A 16,630-nucleotide genomic window follows, 5' to 3' on the forward strand; every position below is an offset into this window, starting at 1 on the left:
GGCAACTCCCTCGAGTGGGCCACCACCAGCCCACCACCGCGGCACAACTTCCTCGAGCTGCCACGCATCCGCTCGGAGCGCCCGGCGTTCGAACTGCACTACCCGCACATGATCGAACGGATGCACGCCGAAGGGCACGTGACCCGCGGGCACCCCGGCGACAAGGCGTCGCCCGCCGAGGTCGCGGCCGCCGCCACCCAGCCCGACGACCAGGGCGAAAGTGACGACCCCCGCGGCCGCTGACCCCGGCCCGCCGCTGAGGGCGTGGGAACGGCGGCGGCTGCGCGGGATCGAGCGGGGACTGCGGGCGAGCACGGGGTCGCGGCTGCTGCCGTGCCTCGGCCTGGACGCCGTCGCACTGGCGCTGCTGGCCGCCGGGATCTTCCTGGCGCTGCCGTGGCTGTTCGCCGCGTGCGTCGCCGGCAACCTCGCCGTCTGCGTCCACCTCCAGCGGCGCAGCGGGACCGACCGAGCGAAAGGAAACCCATGGCCGAGGTGACCGTCGAGGACCTGCGCGGGCTGCTCGAATCCGACGTGCCGGATCCGGTGCTGGTCCTGACTGGTGGCCGGGTGGTGGTCGAGCCGTCCGGCGACCGGACCGCGGGCGCGAGCGAGGTGATCACCCGGGGCGACCTGCGCCGGCAGCAGGCCGAACGCGGCCTGGACGTCATCGCCGCGACGCTCACCACGACGATCGTCCAGCGCGGGGGCTGAGCACGAAGAAGCCGCCGGAGCTCGCGGCTCCGGCGGCTTTTCCGGCCGGTCAGAGGATCGGCGTGCCGCCCGTCACCGCGACGCGGGCCCCGGACACGTAACTGCCGTCGTCGGAGGCCAGCAGCACGTACACCGGCGCCAGCTCGGCCGGCTGGCCGGCGCGGCCCAGCGGCACCTGCTCGCCGAAGGTCTTCACCGCCTCCTCCGGCATGGTGGACGGGATCAGCGGCGTCCAGATCGGCCCCGGCGCGACGCTGTTGGCGCGAATTCCCTTCGGGCCCAGCAGCTGCGCCAGCGCGGCGCACATGTTCGCGATGCCCGCCTTCGTCACGTCGTAGGGCAGCAGCTGCGGGGTCGGGTTGTCGGAGTTCACCGACGAGCTGCCGATGATCGACGCGCCCGGCTTCATGTGCGGCACGGCCGCCTTGGTGAGGTGGAAGAACGCGCTCAGGTTGATGGCGAGCGTGCGGTCCCACTCCTCGTCCGGGATCTCTTCCAGGGTTTCGTGGGTCATCTGGAAGGCGGCGTTGTTCACCAGGACGTCGATCCGGCCGAACTCCTCGACCGTGCGGGCCACCAGGGCCCGGCAGTGCGCCGGGTCGGCGACGTCACCGGGCACGACGACGGCCTTGCGCCCGGCCTCCTCCACCCAGCGCCGCGTCTCTTCGGCGTCCTCGTGCTCGTCGAGGTAGGAGATCAGGACGTCGGCGCCTTCCCGCGCGTACGCGATGGCCACCGCGCGGCCGATCCCGCTGTCCGCGCCGGTGATGAGCGCCGCCTTGCCGGTCAGCTTGCCGGAGCCGCGGTAGGTGTGCTCACCGTGGTCGGGCTGCGGCGTCATGGCGGCGGTGGTCCCGGGCGGGGTCTGCTGCTGGGCGGGCTGCTGGGACACAGTGGGCTCCTCGGATACGGGAATGATCTTCCTCCCCGAGTTCCCGTCACCCGGCGAAACATTCCGTCATCTTGATGATGACTTCCTACTTGTCATCGTTTGGATGACATGTTAGAACAGTAGTGCGTGTTGACACCCACCGTCGAACCCGGAAGGAGGACAACGATGTTGATGCGCACCGACCCGTTCCGTGAGCTGGACCGCCTCACCCAGCAGGTCCTCGGCACCGCCGGAACCTGGTCGAAGCCGGCCGCGATGCCCATGGACGCCTATCGCGCCGGCGACGAGTTCGTGGTCTGCTTCGACCTGCCCGGCGTCGCCCCGGACGCCATCGAGCTCGACATCGAACGCAACGTGCTGACGGTCAAAGCCGAGCGCCGGCCGCTCCCCGGCGGGGACAACGTCGAGATGCAGGTCTCCGAGCGCCCGCTGGGCGTCTTCTCGCGCCAGCTGTTCCTCGGCGAGAGCCTCGACACCGACCACATCGCCGCCGACTACGAAGCGGGCGTGCTGACGCTGCGCATCCCGGTCGCCGAGAAGGCCAAGCCGCGGCGCATCGAGATCAGCGGCAACCGGTCCGACCGCAAGGAAATCCAGGCCTGATGAACGACCAGGCCCGCGCCGCGGCGGAGCGGATCTTCGCCGCGGCCGCGGAACTCGGCACCACCCGCCAGGAGGCGATCCTCGTGACCCGGGCGGTCCACGCGGTCAAGAAGGGCCGCCCGACCGAGGTCGCGCTCACGGACACCCCCCAGCACCGGCGGCGCAAGCTGGCCCACGTCGCCGGCTGCGCCCTGTGGGACCCGGCCCTGGACGCGGACGAAGTCCTCGCGGCGGTCATCGAGGTGGGCCGGACGGCCGCCCGGGAGCGTCAGTCCTCGGTGGCCGCCTGAGCCGGAACGGCTGTGGGCACGGTGGCCGCCCGGTTCCGCCCCGGCGGCCATGACCGCAAACCTGGGATCGGGCGCCCGCCCAGGGCGGTCCCTTCCGGGCAGACCGGATTCGGGCGGCCCGAAACTGTCGGTGGTCACCGGTAGAGTGGAAAACGGGGGGCGCCCCCGCGGCGGGAGCTTTCGACTCACCCCACGCGGGCGATTCCGACCGGCGGATTCCCGCGGCCCGGCCCCACCGCTACCGCGTCTCCTCAGCCCGCCGCACGGTCACCGCCGGTCCCTTCCCGGTCCCGGACAACGGCGTCGACCCGAACCAGTCGAGGCACACCACCATCGCGTCGTCCTCGGCCTGGCTGCCGTGCCGCCGGGTCGACAGCTCCCGCAGCATCGCGCCCGGCACGTGCGCGGCCGGCAGCTCCGCCGTCGCCGTCACCGCCTCGGCGAGTTCCCGGTCCCCGTAGCGCTCGCCGTGCGGGCCGAGCGCGTTGTAGACGCCGTCGCTGACGAACACGAACCGGTCGCCGTCCGCCGCCTGGAAACCCTCGACCACGTAGATCGTTCCGTCGAACGTGCCGAGCGGGAGCTGCTCGTCGAACAGGATCCGCTCGGCCTTGCCGTCCCGCAGCCGCCACAGCCGCGGCGAGCCCGCGTCGACCACGGCCACCGCGCCGGTGCGGAGGTCGAACTCCAGCAGCAGCGCGGCCACGTGCTCGGCGCCGCGGTAGTGCGCGTACAGCGCCTGGTCGGCGAGCTCGGCCTGCGCGTCGAGCGGGATCCCGGCGCGCCGGGCGTTGCGCAGCGCGTTCACCGCGAGGTTCGTCAGCAGCGCCGCTTCGCTGCCCTCCCCCATGCCGTTGATCAGCGTGACGGCGAGCTTCCGGGCGGACGCCGACCAGTCGAAGCAGTCGCCGTAGATGGCGTAGGCGGGTTCCAGCTGGCCGCCGAGCGCGAACTCGGCGCGCGTGCAGGCCCGGCCGGGCAGCAGCTGCCACTGCATCTCCGCGGCCAGCGTCAGCCGCGAAGACCGCCGCGCCTGGATGTAGAGGTCGGTGTCGCGGTCGGCGACGAACAGCTCGTGGGCCACCGCCTCGGCGAACCGCTGGAGCTCGGCCCACACCGGCGGTTCGGGTTCGCTCGGCAGGGTGACGGCCAGGACGCCGAGCCGGTCGCCGCGGACGCTGACCGGCAGGTAGCCGGTGACGCGGTCGCCGTCGCGGGAGAACGTCGCCGCCTGCGTGAGAAAGGCCGCACCCGGGGTGGTGCTCTCGACCGGGATCGGCTCCGCCGTGTAGGGCTGCTCGCCCACCTGGCACAGTTCCGTCAGTGCGTAATCGGCCATCAGCAGCTCGACCGCCTCGGCCCCGAAGTGCTCGCCGAGTCCCGAGCGCAGCGCTCCCGGCAGGTCGTGCGGCGGGACGTCACGGAGGAGACGCTCCACCGCCAGGGATCTGTCCAACGCCTGCCTCCTGCTCACGGGCCCGTGCCGCTTCTGTCGAGTCTGCGCCGCTCCGGCGCGCCGGTCCACGGCGAGTCGGGTGAGCTGTGCTGCCGGTTCAGCATAGGGATGCCAGAGTGGACGCCGTGGATCGATCCCGCGAGCAGGCCGCCCCGGACGGGCCGGCTGCCGTGTCGGACCTCGCCCGCCTCCTGGAGACGGTGGTCGAGGGCGAGCGGGACGTTTCGCCGCGCCCGCTTTCGATTTCGCAGTTGCGCGCCGTCGTCGCACTGGACCGCCACGACGGGGTCAACCTGCGCCAGCTCGCCGAGCAGCTGGGCTCGACGCCGCCGCTGGTCAGCAGGCTCTGCGACCGGCTGGAGGCGGTCGGGTTCCTCGAACGCCTGCCCAGTGCACGCAGCCGGCGGGAGCTGACGCTGCGGCTGTCCGACCGCGGGCGCGCCTACCTGCAGGACCTGCGGGCCCGGCGGCGGGAACGCGTCCAAGCGCTGCTGGCGAAGATGAGCCCCGCGGGCCGGGCCGCGCTGGCCGCCGGGCTCCGGGAATACCGGGCGCTGGCCGAGGCGGCCGGTGACCCGCCCGAGTTGCATTCCTGATACAAACGTTGTTATATGACAATGATCAGGTCGGCGTACAGCAGAGCGCGCCCCGAACATAGGAGGCGTCGGTGCTGGGCACGGACGACAGCCAGGTCCGCACAGTCCTGGCGCGCATGCTGGAGGAAGACCGGTCCGCGCTGGCCCGGGACTGGGCCGGGCAGGAGCCGCGCGACGGCGACCGGAGCGGGCAAGAACTGCGCCGCGAGGCGGTCGAGCTGCTGGAGGCCCTCCGCGACGCGCTGGGCGGCTCGCTCCCGGTGTCCCGGATCGTCGACCAGGACCCGGCGGTGCGCGACGCGCTGACGTCGCTGTCGGAGCGCCGCGCCCGCGCGGGCGCCCAGCCGTCGGCCACCGCCATGGCGATCCTCGCGCTCAAGCGCACGATGCTCAGCGCGATCGAGCGGCACACCGACGATTCCGCCCTGCGCTACCGGGCCGCCCTGCTGGTCAACGAGCTGCTCGACAGCGCGGGCGTGCTGACCTTCGAGGTCTACTCCGCCGGCCGCGAGCGGATCATCCGCGAGCAGCACGACCAGATGCTCGAGCTGTCCACGCCCGTCGTGCGGCTGTGGCGCCACGTCCTGGCGGTGCCGCTGATCGGCACGCTCGACAGCGCCCGGACCCAGGTCGTGATGAACAACCTCCTGGAGTCGATCCAGGCGAACGAGGCGCGGGTGGCGATCATCGACATCACCGGCGTCCCGACCGTCGACACCGCGGTCGCGCAGCACCTGCTGCAGACCGTCAGCGCCGTCCGGCTGATGGGCGCGGAGTGCGTGATCAGCGGCATCCGCCCGTCGATCGCGCAGACCATCACCCAGCTGGGCATCGACCTCTCGCACATCGTCACCCGCGGCTCGCTCGCCGACGCGCTGGCGACCGCGATGCAGCTGCTCGGCGACGGCGCCCGCCCGGGCGCGGTGACCGGGTGACCGCCGGCCTGCCGATCCTGCGCCTGGGGGACATCCTGCTCAGCGGGCTGCTGAGCGACCTGGACGACAAGGCGGCCCTCGCGTTCACCGAGGAGCTGACCGAGCGGATCGCGAACGAAGGCATCCGCGGCGTCATCATCGACATCTCCCGGCTGGAGATCATCGACTCCTTCGTCGCGCGCGTGCTCATGCAGCTGGCCGGCACCGGACGGCTGCTCGGCACGCGGATGATCGTGGCGGGGATGCGCCCGGCCGTCGCGCTGACGCTGACCGAGCTCGGGCTGCAGCTCACCGGTGTCCGGACCGCCCTCAACGCGGAACAGGCGATGGAACTGCTGGGCTGGCGCCGTCCCGCCGAAGAAGCACCCCATGCTTCCTGACGAGCGGACCGTCCCCTCCGGCGAGCACCCGGTCCGGGTGGAGGAGGACCTCCTGGCGGCCCGGCACGCCGTGCGGGCGGCCGCGGTCGCCGCCGGGTTCACGATCGTCGACCAGACGAAGATCGTGACCGCGGCCAGCGAGCTGGTCCGCAACGCCTACATCCACGGCGGGGGCGGCACGATGACCGTCGAGGCCGTGCGGGACCCGGCCGGGCGGCTCGGGCTGCGGCTGCGGGTGCGCGACGAAGGGCCCGGGATCGCCGACGTCGACCAGGCGATGACCGACGGCTTCAGCACCGGCGCGGGACTCGGGCACGGCCTCGGCGGCACCCGGCGGCTGGTCGACGAGTTCGACCTCGACACCACGCCCGGCCGCGGCACCACCGTCACGGTCGTGCGCTGGAAGCCATGACCGCGACCGTCGCCGGCCTGACGCGCCAGATCCGCGTCGACCACCCCAGCGCGGCGTACGCCGCCGCCCGCCTCGCCCGCGAAGCCGCGCACGAGGCCGGGCTCGCGGGCGTGCTCGCCGACCGCGCCGCCGTGGTGGCGGCCGAGCTCGCCGGCAACATCGACAAGCACACCGGCGGCGGCTCGGTGTTCGTGCACCAGTCTCTGACCGGGCGCGGCGTCGACGTGCTGGCCGCCGACGACGGTCCCGGCATGGCCGACCTCGACCACTGGCTGCTCGACGGCAACACGACCACCGCCACCCTGGGCGCCGGCCTGGGCGCGGTGAAGCGGATGGCGACCGAGTTCCGGATCACCTCCTCGCCCGCGGCCGGGACGCTCGCCGCCGCCCGCCTGCTCGACCCGGCCGCGCCGCCGCACCGCCGCGCGATCGGGCACTTCCGCCTGCCCCGCGACGGCGAGCAGTACTGCGGTGACGCCGTCGCGCTGGCCGACGTCACCGGCAGCCGGACCGCGGTCGTCGCCGACGGGCTCGGCCACGGGCCCGACGCCGCCGAAGCCGCGGAAGCCGCGCTGCGCGTGTTCGCCGAGAACCCGGACCGCCCGCTGCCCCACCAGCTCACGACCATGCACCGGGCGCTGCGCACCACCCGCGGCGCGGCGGTCGCGCTCGTGCGGATCGCGCCGCGGCGGCTCGAGTTCTGCGGTGTCGGCAACGTCAGCGGCGCGAGCCTCGGCGGTGGCCCGTCCCGGCTGCTGCTCAGCACCCCCGGCGTCGTCGGGTTCACGCTGCCGTCGGCGCCGGTCCGGCACCTGACGCTGGCCGACGACGACGTCGTCGTCCTGCACACCGACGGCGTCGGCACCGGCTGGCGCGTTCCCGGCCGGGCCCCGGACCTGCTGCTGCTCGCCGCGGACCTGGCCCACCGGCACCGGAACGCCCGCGACGACGCGGCGATGCTCGCCCTGAGCGCGGACCGGTCCGGCTGATGCGCCCCGACCTGGCCCGCATCCGGCGACGGCTGCGCACCGCCTGCGCGGAAGCCGGCGTGGCCGCCGACGACCGCGGGCGGCTGGTCCTCGCCGTCACGCTGCTCGCCGAGCCCGCCCTCACCGCGGGCGAAACGGTGGACGTGGCGACGGCGGCTTCGGACCGGCGGCTGGCCGTCACGGTCCGGCTGGACCACGCCGTGAGCCAGGGCAGCCGCGACGCGCTGCCCCTGCTGCCCGAGCGCGGCGACGGCCACACCCTGACCTGGCACCTCGCCGGTGGCGGGCCGCCGGCCCCCGCCGACCCCGACGACGACCGGGCGACGCGCGAAGAGATGCTGGCGCTGGTGGCCCGCGCCGACACCCTCGCCCACGAACAGCGGAACCTCAAGCACGAGCTCGCGGAGACCAACAGCGGCGTCCTGGCGATGTACGTCGAGCTCGAGCAGCGGGACGAACAGCTCCGCCGCGCGCACTCGGCGATCTTCCGCGAGCTGGAGGACGCGCTGCGCCCACGGCCGCCGGTGGTGCCGGGCCTGGAGCTGGCCGTCCACTATTCGCCGACCGACCAGGACTCCCCGACCGGCGGCGACCTCTACGACTGGTTCGTCCTGCCCGACGGCCAGGTCCACGTGACCCTCGTCGACGCGGTCGGCCACGGCGTGACCTCCACCCGGCACGCGCTGACGGTCACCCACGCGATCCGGACGCTGGCGCTGGAGGGCCACCCGTTCCGCGACCTGATCGCCCACGCGTCCCACACCCTGGCGGCGATCGAGCCGGGCCTGATGGCCACGGTGCTGCTGGCCCGCCTGGACCCGGCGACCGGCCGCGCCCGGTTCGCGAACGGCGGCCACCCGGAGCCGGTGGTGGTCACGCCGTCCGAGCCGGCGCGGCTGCTGCCCGCCCCGGTGCCGGGTCGCGGGGTCGGTTTTCCCGATCCGGGCAGCCGCGAACTGGTCGACGTGGTCCTGGCCGAGGGCGACACGGTGCTGCTCTACACGGACGGCCTGGTCGAGAGCCGCAAGGACGTCGACGAAGGCCAGTCCCGGCTGCTGGCACTGGCCGACCGCCTCCGCACCCGGCCGACGGCGGACCTGCCGCGGGAGCTGGTGACCCGGATGCACGACGTCGTCCTGCACTCCGACGACACGGTGGTCCTGGCCCTGCGCCGCACACCGCCGCACTGACCCGAGGGGCACTTTCCCGTGAAGTGCCCCTTCGCGTCCCGTGTGGGGCTGTCGTTCCGGGGTATCCGGCCGGCGATGCCCACCTCGACTTCCGCCGGGACCGTCCGAGTCCTTTCCGCGGGCACGGAACGCCCGGGCCGCGCCCCGGTCGTGCTGCTGCCGGGCTTGGGTGCGCCCGGGTACCTCGCCGACACGCTGCGCGGCTGTGCCGCGGCCACCCGCGCCCACCTCCTCGACGTCCCCGGCTTCGGCGGGCCGGGCCCGCTCGCGTGCGAGCCGGAGATCGACGCGATCGCCGGCACCGTCGCCGCCTGGCTGGACCGCCCGTCCGTCCTCTTCGGACATTCGACGGCCGCGCAGGTCGCCGTCACCGTCGCGGTCCGGCGCCCGGACCTCGTCCGGGCGCTCGTGCTCGCCGGGCCGACGTTCCCGCCCGAGCTGCGCCGCCTCGGCCCCCTCGCCGCGGCGTTCCTGGCCGACGTCGTCCACGAATCGCCGTCCGCGCTGCCCGGCACCGTCCCGCACTACCTGCGCGCCGGTCCGCGGCGGCTGCTGCGGATGATCCGCTCGGCCCAGCGGGACGAACCGGAACGGGCGATGCCGCTGCTGCGCTGCCCCGTCCTCGTCGTGCGCGGCCGCCGGGACACGCTGAGCCCCGAACCCTGGGCCCGGTCACTGGCCGCCGCGTCGGGCGGCGAGTTCGTCACCGTCCCGGGCGCGCACACCTTCCCCGCCCGGTCCGGCGGCGCGACCTCGGCGTTGATCACGCAGTTCGCCGAAGGTTAGCCGCACCGGGCCCGGGTATGCCGTCGGCCTGTCGGAAGGAGACGCTGTGCGTGCGATGGTGTACCGCGGGCCGTACAAGATCCGTGTCGAAGAGAAGGACGTCCCCGCGATCGAACACCCCGGTGACGCGATCGTCCGGGTCACCCTGGCCGCGATCTGCGGTTCGGACCTGCACCTGTACCACGGGATGATGCCGGACACCCGGGTCGGCATGACCTTCGGCCACGAGTTCATCGGCGTGGTCGAGGAAGTCGGCTCCGGCGTGCGGAACCTCAAGCGCGGCGACCGGGTCATGGTGCCCTTCAACGTCTTCTGCGGCACCTGCTGGTTCTGCGCACGCGGGCTGTACTCCAACTGCCACAACGTGAACCCGAACGCCACCGCCGTCGGCGGCATCTACGGCTACTCCCACACCTGCGGCGGCTACGACGGCGGCCAGGCGGAGTTCGTCCGGGTGCCGTTCGCCGACGTCGGGCCGGCCGTGATCCCCGACTGGATGGACGACGAGGACGCCGTCCTGCTCACCGACGCGCTCGCCACCGGCTACTTCGGCGCCCAGCTCGGCGGGATCGTCGAGGGTGACGTCGTCGTGGTCTTCGGCGCCGGTCCGGTGGGCCTGTTCGCGGCGAAGTCGGCGTGGCTGATGGGCGCGGGCCGGGTGATCGTCATCGACCACCTGGAGAACCGCCTGGAGAAGGCGCGGACCTTCGCCCACGCCGAGACGTACAACTTCACCGAGTACGACGACATCATCGTGCACCTCAAGAAACTCACCGGCCACCTCGGTGCCGACGTCGCGATCGACGCGGTGGGCGCGGAGGCCGACGGCAACCTCACCCAGCACGTCACCTCGGCCAAGCTCAAGCTGCAGGGCGGCTCGCCGGTGGCGCTCAACTGGTGCATCGACGGTGTCCGCAAGGGCGGCACGGTTTCGGTGATGGGCGCCTACGGCCCGATGTTCAGCGCCGTCAAGTTCGGCGACGCGCTCAACAAGGGCCTCACGCTGCGGATGAACCAATGCCCGGTGAAGCGGCAGTGGCCGCGGCTGTTCGAGCACATCCGCAACGGCTACCTCAAGCCGAGCGACATCGTCACCCACCGCATCCCCCTGGAGCACATCGCCGAGGGCTACCACATCTTCTCCGCCAAGCTGGACGGCTGCATCAAGCCGCTGATCGTGCCGAACGCCGGCTGAGGAAGGAACGACCATGACGTACACGTCGGAACGGCCGCCGATCGCCGAATCGAGCGACAGCCTGCGCGCGCGGATCCCCGGCTGGGGCGCGGACCTGGACCCGAAGAACCGGCCGTCGGTACCCAAGCTGCAGTGGCAGGAGGACCGCAGCGGCGCCCACTGGGACTTCCCCGAGCGGCAGCCCGAGAAGTGGCCGCGGGAACGCTCGATCGAGCACGAGTTCCTGACCCCGGTGTTCGGGACGTCGTGCCCGCCGAAGGGCCTTTCCGGTGCGCTGCGGAAGTTCTCCTACCGCAAGTACAGCGAAGGGCGGGCCGCGCACTGGCTGCTCCTGCTCGCCGCCGACCGGGTGGACGCCTGGGAGAGCCACCTGCGCTCGTTCGCCACGCTCCGCCCGGACAACCCGATCACCGAGACCGGCGTGCTGAGCGAGTTCACCCGGCACGGGTTCTCCTCCCGGGTGGGGAAGAAGCGCGCGGACGTCAAGCACCACCTGGCGGACCCGATCATCGTCGCGGGCCCGTGGGTGCTGGCGGCGGGGCTGGCGTACTCGGCGGCCCGGAAGCTGCTGCGGCGAAGGTGACCGGCTTCGGGGAAGAACCGGGGTTGTCCCGGGCAGGCACGGGTACGCACGGCTGACGGTCGCCGACTTCACGGAGAAGCCCATGAGCCACGTACCCGCCCCCACCCGCGGGCCGGGCCGCGCCACCCGTGCGGCAGCCTCGGCGGCCGACGCCGCCGACCGGCGGCTGCACGCGGCGGCCGGCCTGCGTCACCAGTTCAACAAGGTCTTCCCCACCCACTGGTCGTTCCTGCTCGGCGAAGTGGCGCTCTACAGCTTCCTGGTCCTGCTCCTCAGCGGGGTGTACCTGACGCTGTTCTTCGACCCCTCGATGCAGGAGGTCACCTACCAAGGCGCCTACGGGAACCTGCGCGGGGTGCCGATGTCGCGGGCGTTCGCGACCACCCTCGACCTGTCGTTCGAGGTCCGCGGCGGGCTCTTCGTCCGGCAGCTGCACCACTGGGCGGCACTGATCTTCGTCGCCGCGATGATGGTGCACATGCTCCGGATCTTCTTCACCGGAGCCTTCCGCCGTCCCCGCGAAGCCAACTGGGTGGTCGGGGCGCTGCTGCTGATCCTGGGCATGTTCGAAGGGTTCTTCGGCTACTCCCTGCCCGACGACCTGCTCTCCGGCACCGGCATCCGCGCCACGCTGTCCGGGATCGTGCTGTCCCTGCCGGTGATCGGCACCTGGCTGCACTGGGCCATCTTCGGCGGGGAGTTCCCCGGCGACGTCATCATCCCACGGCTCTACACCATCCACATCCTGCTGATCCCCGGGATCATGCTCGCGCTCGTCGGCGTGCACCTCGCGCTGGTCTGGTACCAGAAGCACACCCAGTTCCCCGGCGTGCGGCGGAAGGAGGGCAACGTCGTCGGTGTCCGGATCCTGCCGGTGTTCGCGCTCAAGGGCGGTGCCTTCTTCGCGCTCGTCACCGGGATCATCACGCTGATGTCCGGGCTGTTCCAGATCAACCCGGTGTGGAAGTTCGGCCCGTACGACCCGTCGAAGGTCTCCGCCGGCTCCCAGCCCGACTGGTACATGGGGTTCGCCGACGGCCTGCTGCGCGTCTACCCGCCGTGGGAGCTGTTCCTGGGCAACCACACCGTTCCGCAGCCGTTCTTCGCCGGCGTCGTCGGCCTGACGGTGCTCTTCGGGGCGCTGCTGTCCTACCCGTGGCTCGAACGGAAGCTCTCCGGCGACACCGCTCACCACAACCTCGTCCAGCGGCCGCGTGACGCCCCGGTCCGCACCGGCATCGGCATGATGGCCCTCGCCTTCTACGGCGTGCTGACGCTGTCGTCGTTCAACGACATCATCGCGCTGGAGTTCGACATCTCGCTCAACGCCACCACCTGGGCCGGGCGCATCGGGCTGGTCCTCGCCCCGCCTGTCGCGTACCTGCTCACCTACCGCATCTGCCTCGCGTTGCAGCGGTCGGACCGCGAAGTGCTCGACCACGGCCTCGAAACCGGGATCATCACCCGGTCCCCGGCGGGCACCTACCTCGAGATCCACCAGCCGCTCGACGGCAAGGCCCTGACCTACCAAGGAGCTCCCGTGCCGAAGAAGCCGAACAAGCTCGGCGCCGCCGGGCACGCGGTCCCGGGCAGCCTGCTGCGGCCCGACCCGCCCGAGGAGACCGCGGCCCTGGAAGCGGCCGCCCGCCGCGGCGAAGGGCGCCACGGCCTCGGCGGCGAACCGCAGGACGGGCAGGCCCGGTCGTGACCGGCGCGGCGATGCCCTCGCGCTGGCAGATCGACATCCTGGTCTACGAGGAGGAGTACTCCTACCCGGTGCTGCTCCTGCAGCCAGCCCGGGAGGACGATCACCGGCGGCTGCTCGGCCTGCTGGCGCGGGCGGGGCTGGCGGCCCCGACGACGTGGGAGTGGGAGCACGGCTACTGGCCCTTGGCGGCGGGCTGCGAAGTCGAACTGGCGGATGGCCCGTCGGCGGTGTCGGTGCGCGTCGGCGAGCACTGCCTCACCGTCGGTTTCCAGTTCACCGAACCACCCCAGCCGTGGCTGGCGGCCGCGCGCCGGCAGCGTCAGGTGCTGTTCGTGCTGCTGCCACCTCGCCCGCACGCGGCCGAAGACGCCCTGATCATCGACGACGTGAGCCGCCTGGTCCTCCCGGCCGAGCGGGACGGCTGCCTGACGGGCACCATCCCGCTCGCGGCCGCCTGACGGAAAGTGGCGTTCTCCCCTACTGAGGTCCGTTGGTCAGGGAAAGGTTGAACGTGTACCGGGACGCCCGGTACACGTGCCACCCGTACTCGACCACCCGCCCCGAGTCGTCGTACGTCGTGCGCTGCATGGTGAGCAGCGCCGCTCCCGGCTCCTCGTGCAGCAGTTCCGCGTCCTCTTCGGTCGCGAGCCGGGCGCCGATGTTCTGCTCGGCCGCGTGCAGCCGCACGCCCGCCGACCGCAGGAGCTGGTAGAGCCCGCGCTCGCGCAGCTCGTCGTCGGCCGGGTCGATGACGCCGTCGGGCAGGTAGTTGTTCATCAGGGCGAGCGGCTCGCCGTCGGTCGAGCGGAGCCGTTTCAGCCGCCGGACGCGGGTGAGCCCGGGTGCCTCCAGCAGCTCGGCCACGTCGGGGCGGGCGTCTTCGACCCGGTTGACCAGCACCGCCGACTCCGGCTTGCCGCCCAGCCCGGCGAGGTCGTCGAACAGGCTGCTCAGCCGCAGCGGCCGGGCCACCTTCGTGCGGACGACCTGGGTGCCGATCCCGCGTCGCCGCACGAGCAGGCCCTGGTTGACCAGCGTCTGGATCGCCTGGCGGATCGTCGGCCGCGACAGGCGCAGGCTCGCGGCGAGGTCGACCTCGTTGTCCAGCCGCGCCCCCGCCGGCAGCCTGCCGTCCTCGATCGCGGCGTGCAGCTGCCGGGACACCTGGAAGTACAGCGGCTCGGGGCTGCCCGGGTCCAGGACGATCTCGCGGCCCGCGTCCCAGGCCGGGAAGGTGGCGTCCAGCTTGCTCATCCGGGCAGCCTACCGCTTGGCCGCCACCTGTTGGGATGACGTGTTGTCCATATGTCTTGACAAAGTATCCGCCCGCTGGAATCGTCGCCATCGGGACACGAGAGGCGTGCCTCGAAGACCGGAAGCTGGGAGCGGAACCGTGACCGACGTGCTGCGGCGCATCGTCGCCCGACGCGTGCACGACCCGGAAGCGATCGCCGAAGCGGCCGCGACCCGCGTCCGGGCCGAGTCGCCCTTCAACGACAGGGGCCGCACGATGATCATCGCCGCGGACCACCCCGCCCGCGGCGCGAACGCGGTGGGCGGCAACCCGACGGCGATGGCCGACCGCGGCGAGCTGCTCGAACGGTTGTGCCTCGCCCTCGAACGCCCCGGCGTCACCGGCGTCCTGGCCACCGCGGACGTCATCGACGACCTGCTGCTGCTCGGCGTGCTCGACGGCAAGACGGTGCTCGGCTCGATGAACCGCACCGGCCTGGCCGGGTCGAGCTTCGAGATCGACGACCGCTTCGCCTGCTACGACGCGGAAGCGATCGAGCGGATGCGGTTCGACGGCGGCAAGACCCTGACCAGGATCTGCCTGGAGGATCCGGCCACGCCCAGCGTCCTGGAGAACACCGCGAAGGCCGTCAACGAGCTGGCCGACCGCAAGCTGCTCGCGCTGGTCGAGCCGTTCCTGTCGAGGTGGGTCGACGGGCGCCTGCAGAACGACCTCTCCCCCGACGCCGTGATCAAGTCGATCACGATCGCCGCCGGCCTCGGCCGCTCCTCGGCCTACACGTGGCTCAAGCTGCCCGTGGTGGACGAGATGGAGCGCGTGCTGGCGTCCTCGACCCTGCCGGCCGTCCTGCTCGGCGGCGAGGTCAAGGACCCGGACGCGGCCTTCGCCGCCTGGCAGCGGGCCCTGAACCAGCCGACGGTGCAGGGGCTGGTGGTCGGCCGGTCGCTGCTCTACCCCCACGACGGCGATGTCGCCAAGGCCGTCGACACCGCCGTCGGACTGCTGTGAACCCGCACCGGCGCCACTACCCGGAGGACACCGTGAACACCATCGAACACTGGATCAACGGCACGGCCACGCCGGCGGGCTCGACCCGCACGGCGCCGGTCTACGACCCGGCCACCGGGCGCCGGCAGGCGGCGGTCCTGCTCGCCGAAGCGTCCGATGTGGACACCGCGGTCGCGGCCGCGGGCAAGGCCTTCGAGTCGTGGGGCAACTCCTCGCTGTCCCAGCGCACCAAGGTGATGTTCGCCTTCCGCGAGCTGCTCGTGCGGCACGAAGACGAGCTCGCCCGGATCATCTCCGCCGAGCACGGCAAGGTGATCGAAGACGCTCGCGGCGAGATCGTCCGCGGCCGCGAGGTCGTCGAGTACGCCTGCGGCATCGCCGACGCCCTCAAGGGCAGCTTCTCCGACCAGGTCTCGCGGGACGTCGACGTGCACGACTTCCACCAGCCCCTGGGCGTGGTCGCCGGGATCACGCCGTTCAACTTCCCGATCATGGTGCCGCTGTGGATGCACCCGATCGCCATCGCCACCGGCAACACCTTCGTCCTCAAGCCCAGCGAGCGCGACCCGTCGGCCTCGAACTTCGTCGCCCGGCTCTACGCCGAAGCCGGGTTGCCCGACGGCGTCTTCAACGTCGTGCACGGCGACAAGACCGCCGTCGACGCGATCCTGGACCACCCCGGCATCGCGGCGGTGTCGTTCGTCGGCTCCACGCCGATCGCCAAGTACGTCCACGAGCGCGGCACCGCCGCCGGCAAGCGCGTCCAAGCCCTCGGCGGCGCGAAGAACCACGCGGTCGTCCTGCCCGACGCCGACCTCGAGTACGCCGCCGACCATCTCACCGCCGCCGCGTTCGGCTCGGCCGGCCAGCGCTGCATGGCCATTTCCGTCGGCGTCGCGGTCGGCCCGGCCGGAGACAGGCTGGTGGAGATCCTCGAACGCAAGGCCCGCGAAGTGCGCGTCGGCCCCGGCACCGACCCGGCCAGCGACATGGGCCCGGTCGTCACCGAAGCCGCCCGCGAGCGCGTGGTGCACTCCGTCACCCGCGGCGCGGAGCAGGGCGCGAAGGTCGTCGTCGACGGCCGTGACCTGAAGGTCGAAGGCCACGAGGAAGGCTTCTTCGTCGGCCCGTCCCTGCTCGACGAGGTCACCCCGGAGATGGACGCCTACCGCGACGAGATCTTCGGCCCGGTGCTGGCGATCGTCCGCACCGAGACCCTCGACGAGGCGATCGCCGTCATCAACGCCAACCCGTACGGCAACGGCACCGCCGTCTTCACCGCCAGCGGGGAGGCGGCGCGCAAGTTCCAGCGCGAGGTGAAGGTCGGCATGATCGGCGTCAACGTGCCGATCCCGGTCCCCATGTCGTACTACTCGTTCGGCGGCTGGAAGGACTCCCTCATCGGCGACAGCCCGATCCACGGCCCCGCGGGCGTCCGCTTCTACACCCGCGCCAAGGTCGTCACCACCCGCTGGCCGCACAGCGAGGCCGCCTTCACCTTCCCCACCTCGAGCTGAGGCTCGGCGGCGTCGGGCAGAGGTTCCGCCACGCCCACTCGGATCGACCCGGCGCTCGCCGTGCCGCCGCCATTGCCGGAGCCCGTCCCGGTCACCGCGGTCGGCGAACGGGCCCGGCTCC

Annotated in this window: 20 protein-coding genes and 1 pseudogene; 18 read left to right on the plus strand and 3 right to left on the minus strand. The window is 72.5% G+C overall.

Annotated elements, in window-relative coordinates; genetic code table 11:
* The 3 genes and pseudogenes from IE317_RS25300 to IE317_RS25310 form a co-directional block, all read left to right on the plus strand.
* A pseudogene (locus IE317_RS25300) lies at nucleotides 1–243 on the plus strand (cytochrome ubiquinol oxidase subunit I); the annotation flags it as partial.
* The gene (locus IE317_RS25305; protein WP_191313828.1) at nucleotides 221–499 is read left to right on the plus strand and encodes a hypothetical protein; all 279 of its coding nucleotides are present in this window, start codon (nucleotides 221–223) and stop codon (nucleotides 497–499) included. The pseudogene IE317_RS25300 and the gene IE317_RS25305, both read left to right, overlap by 23 nt.
* Complete coding sequence (locus IE317_RS25310; RefSeq protein WP_191313829.1) at nucleotides 487–714, plus strand: hypothetical protein; 228 nt, start codon at nucleotides 487–489, stop codon at nucleotides 712–714. Before IE317_RS25305 ends, IE317_RS25310 begins: the two co-directional genes overlap by 13 nt.
* 49 nt (nucleotides 715–763) lie before the next feature.
* Here IE317_RS25310 and IE317_RS25315 read toward each other — a convergent pair whose 3' ends face one another.
* Nucleotides 764–1,606 carry an SDR family oxidoreductase gene (locus IE317_RS25315; protein ID WP_191313830.1) on the minus strand — a complete coding sequence of 281 codons (843 nt, stop codon included), beginning with the start codon at nucleotides 1,604–1,606 and terminating at the stop codon, nucleotides 764–766.
* A 165-nt stretch (nucleotides 1,607–1,771) separates the two neighbouring features.
* On the opposite strand from IE317_RS25315, the gene IE317_RS25320 reads away from it, so the two are divergent.
* A complete protein-coding gene (locus IE317_RS25320; protein WP_191313831.1) occupies nucleotides 1,772–2,209 on the plus strand; it encodes an Hsp20/alpha crystallin family protein in 438 nt (145 codons plus the stop codon).
* Entirely contained in the window at nucleotides 2,209–2,499 is a 291-nt protein-coding gene (locus tag IE317_RS25325) for a hypothetical protein (protein ID WP_191313832.1), read from the plus strand. Before IE317_RS25320 ends, IE317_RS25325 begins: the two co-directional genes overlap by 1 nt.
* Before the next feature lie 238 nt (nucleotides 2,500–2,737).
* Here IE317_RS25325 and IE317_RS25330 read toward each other — a convergent pair whose 3' ends face one another.
* Nucleotides 2,738–3,955 carry a PP2C family protein-serine/threonine phosphatase gene (locus IE317_RS25330; RefSeq protein WP_191313833.1) on the minus strand — a complete coding sequence of 406 codons (1,218 nt, stop codon included), beginning with the start codon at nucleotides 3,953–3,955 and terminating at the stop codon, nucleotides 2,738–2,740.
* A 170-nt stretch (nucleotides 3,956–4,125) separates the two neighbouring features.
* Here IE317_RS25330 and IE317_RS25335 point away from each other — a divergent pair, with 170 nt between their 5' ends.
* From IE317_RS25335 to IE317_RS25385, 11 genes are all read left to right on the plus strand, one after another.
* Nucleotides 4,126–4,551, plus strand: a complete 426-nt coding sequence (locus IE317_RS25335; protein ID WP_191313942.1) for a MarR family transcriptional regulator — start codon at nucleotides 4,126–4,128, stop codon at nucleotides 4,549–4,551.
* Nucleotides 4,552–4,622: 71 nt separating this feature from the next.
* Nucleotides 4,623–5,486, plus strand: coding sequence for an STAS domain-containing protein (locus IE317_RS25340; protein WP_191313834.1), 864 nt, complete (start codon nucleotides 4,623–4,625; stop codon nucleotides 5,484–5,486).
* Nucleotides 5,483–5,866, plus strand: coding sequence for an STAS domain-containing protein (locus tag IE317_RS25345; RefSeq protein WP_191313835.1), 384 nt, complete (start codon nucleotides 5,483–5,485; stop codon nucleotides 5,864–5,866). Before IE317_RS25340 ends, IE317_RS25345 begins: the two co-directional genes overlap by 4 nt.
* Entirely contained in the window at nucleotides 5,856–6,278 is a 423-nt protein-coding gene (locus IE317_RS25350; protein ID WP_191313836.1) for an ATP-binding protein, read from the plus strand. Before IE317_RS25345 ends, IE317_RS25350 begins: the two co-directional genes overlap by 11 nt.
* Complete coding sequence (locus IE317_RS25355; RefSeq protein ID WP_191313837.1) at nucleotides 6,275–7,267, plus strand: SpoIIE family protein phosphatase; 993 nt, start codon at nucleotides 6,275–6,277, stop codon at nucleotides 7,265–7,267. Before IE317_RS25350 ends, IE317_RS25355 begins: the two co-directional genes overlap by 4 nt.
* Nucleotides 7,267–8,457: a PP2C family protein-serine/threonine phosphatase gene (locus IE317_RS25360; protein WP_191313838.1), complete on the plus strand. Its 1,191-nt coding sequence runs from the start codon at nucleotides 7,267–7,269 to the stop codon at nucleotides 8,455–8,457. Before IE317_RS25355 ends, IE317_RS25360 begins: the two co-directional genes overlap by 1 nt.
* A gap of 75 nt (nucleotides 8,458–8,532) precedes the next feature.
* On the plus strand, nucleotides 8,533–9,243 hold the full coding sequence (locus IE317_RS25365; RefSeq protein WP_191313839.1) for an alpha/beta fold hydrolase: 711 nt from the start codon (nucleotides 8,533–8,535) through the stop codon (nucleotides 9,241–9,243).
* 55 nt (nucleotides 9,244–9,298) lie between these two features.
* Nucleotides 9,299–10,438, plus strand: a complete 1,140-nt coding sequence (locus tag IE317_RS25370) for a zinc-dependent alcohol dehydrogenase (protein WP_229902915.1) — start codon at nucleotides 9,299–9,301, stop codon at nucleotides 10,436–10,438.
* A 13-nt stretch (nucleotides 10,439–10,451) separates the two neighbouring features.
* On the plus strand, nucleotides 10,452–11,021 hold the full coding sequence (locus IE317_RS25375; protein ID WP_191313841.1) for a hypothetical protein: 570 nt from the start codon (nucleotides 10,452–10,454) through the stop codon (nucleotides 11,019–11,021).
* Between the two features lie 82 nt (nucleotides 11,022–11,103).
* Nucleotides 11,104–12,729, plus strand: a complete 1,626-nt coding sequence (qcrB, locus tag IE317_RS25380; protein ID WP_191313842.1) for a cytochrome bc1 complex cytochrome b subunit — start codon at nucleotides 11,104–11,106, stop codon at nucleotides 12,727–12,729.
* The gene (locus IE317_RS25385) at nucleotides 12,726–13,187 is read left to right on the plus strand and encodes a hypothetical protein (protein WP_191313843.1); all 462 of its coding nucleotides are present in this window, start codon (nucleotides 12,726–12,728) and stop codon (nucleotides 13,185–13,187) included. The genes qcrB and IE317_RS25385 overlap by 4 nt, the downstream gene beginning before the upstream one ends.
* 19 nt (nucleotides 13,188–13,206) lie before the next feature.
* Here IE317_RS25385 and IE317_RS25390 read toward each other — a convergent pair whose 3' ends face one another.
* On the minus strand, nucleotides 13,207–13,983 hold the full coding sequence (locus IE317_RS25390) for a GntR family transcriptional regulator (protein WP_191313844.1): 777 nt from the start codon (nucleotides 13,981–13,983) through the stop codon (nucleotides 13,207–13,209).
* A 139-nt stretch (nucleotides 13,984–14,122) separates the two neighbouring features.
* On the opposite strand from IE317_RS25390, the gene IE317_RS25395 reads away from it, so the two are divergent.
* Both IE317_RS25395 and IE317_RS25400 read left to right on the plus strand, forming a co-directional pair.
* Nucleotides 14,123–14,992, plus strand: coding sequence for a Cgl0159 family (beta/alpha)8-fold protein (locus tag IE317_RS25395; RefSeq protein ID WP_191313845.1), 870 nt, complete (start codon nucleotides 14,123–14,125; stop codon nucleotides 14,990–14,992).
* Nucleotides 14,993–15,024: 32 nt separating this feature from the next.
* A complete protein-coding gene (locus tag IE317_RS25400) occupies nucleotides 15,025–16,509 on the plus strand; it encodes a CoA-acylating methylmalonate-semialdehyde dehydrogenase (protein WP_191313846.1) in 1,485 nt (494 codons plus the stop codon).
* Nucleotides 16,510–16,630 lie beyond the last annotated feature (121 nt).

The organism is Amycolatopsis bullii, assembly GCF_014654205.1.
GTDB lineage: Bacteria > Actinomycetota > Actinomycetes > Mycobacteriales > Pseudonocardiaceae > Amycolatopsis > Amycolatopsis plumensis.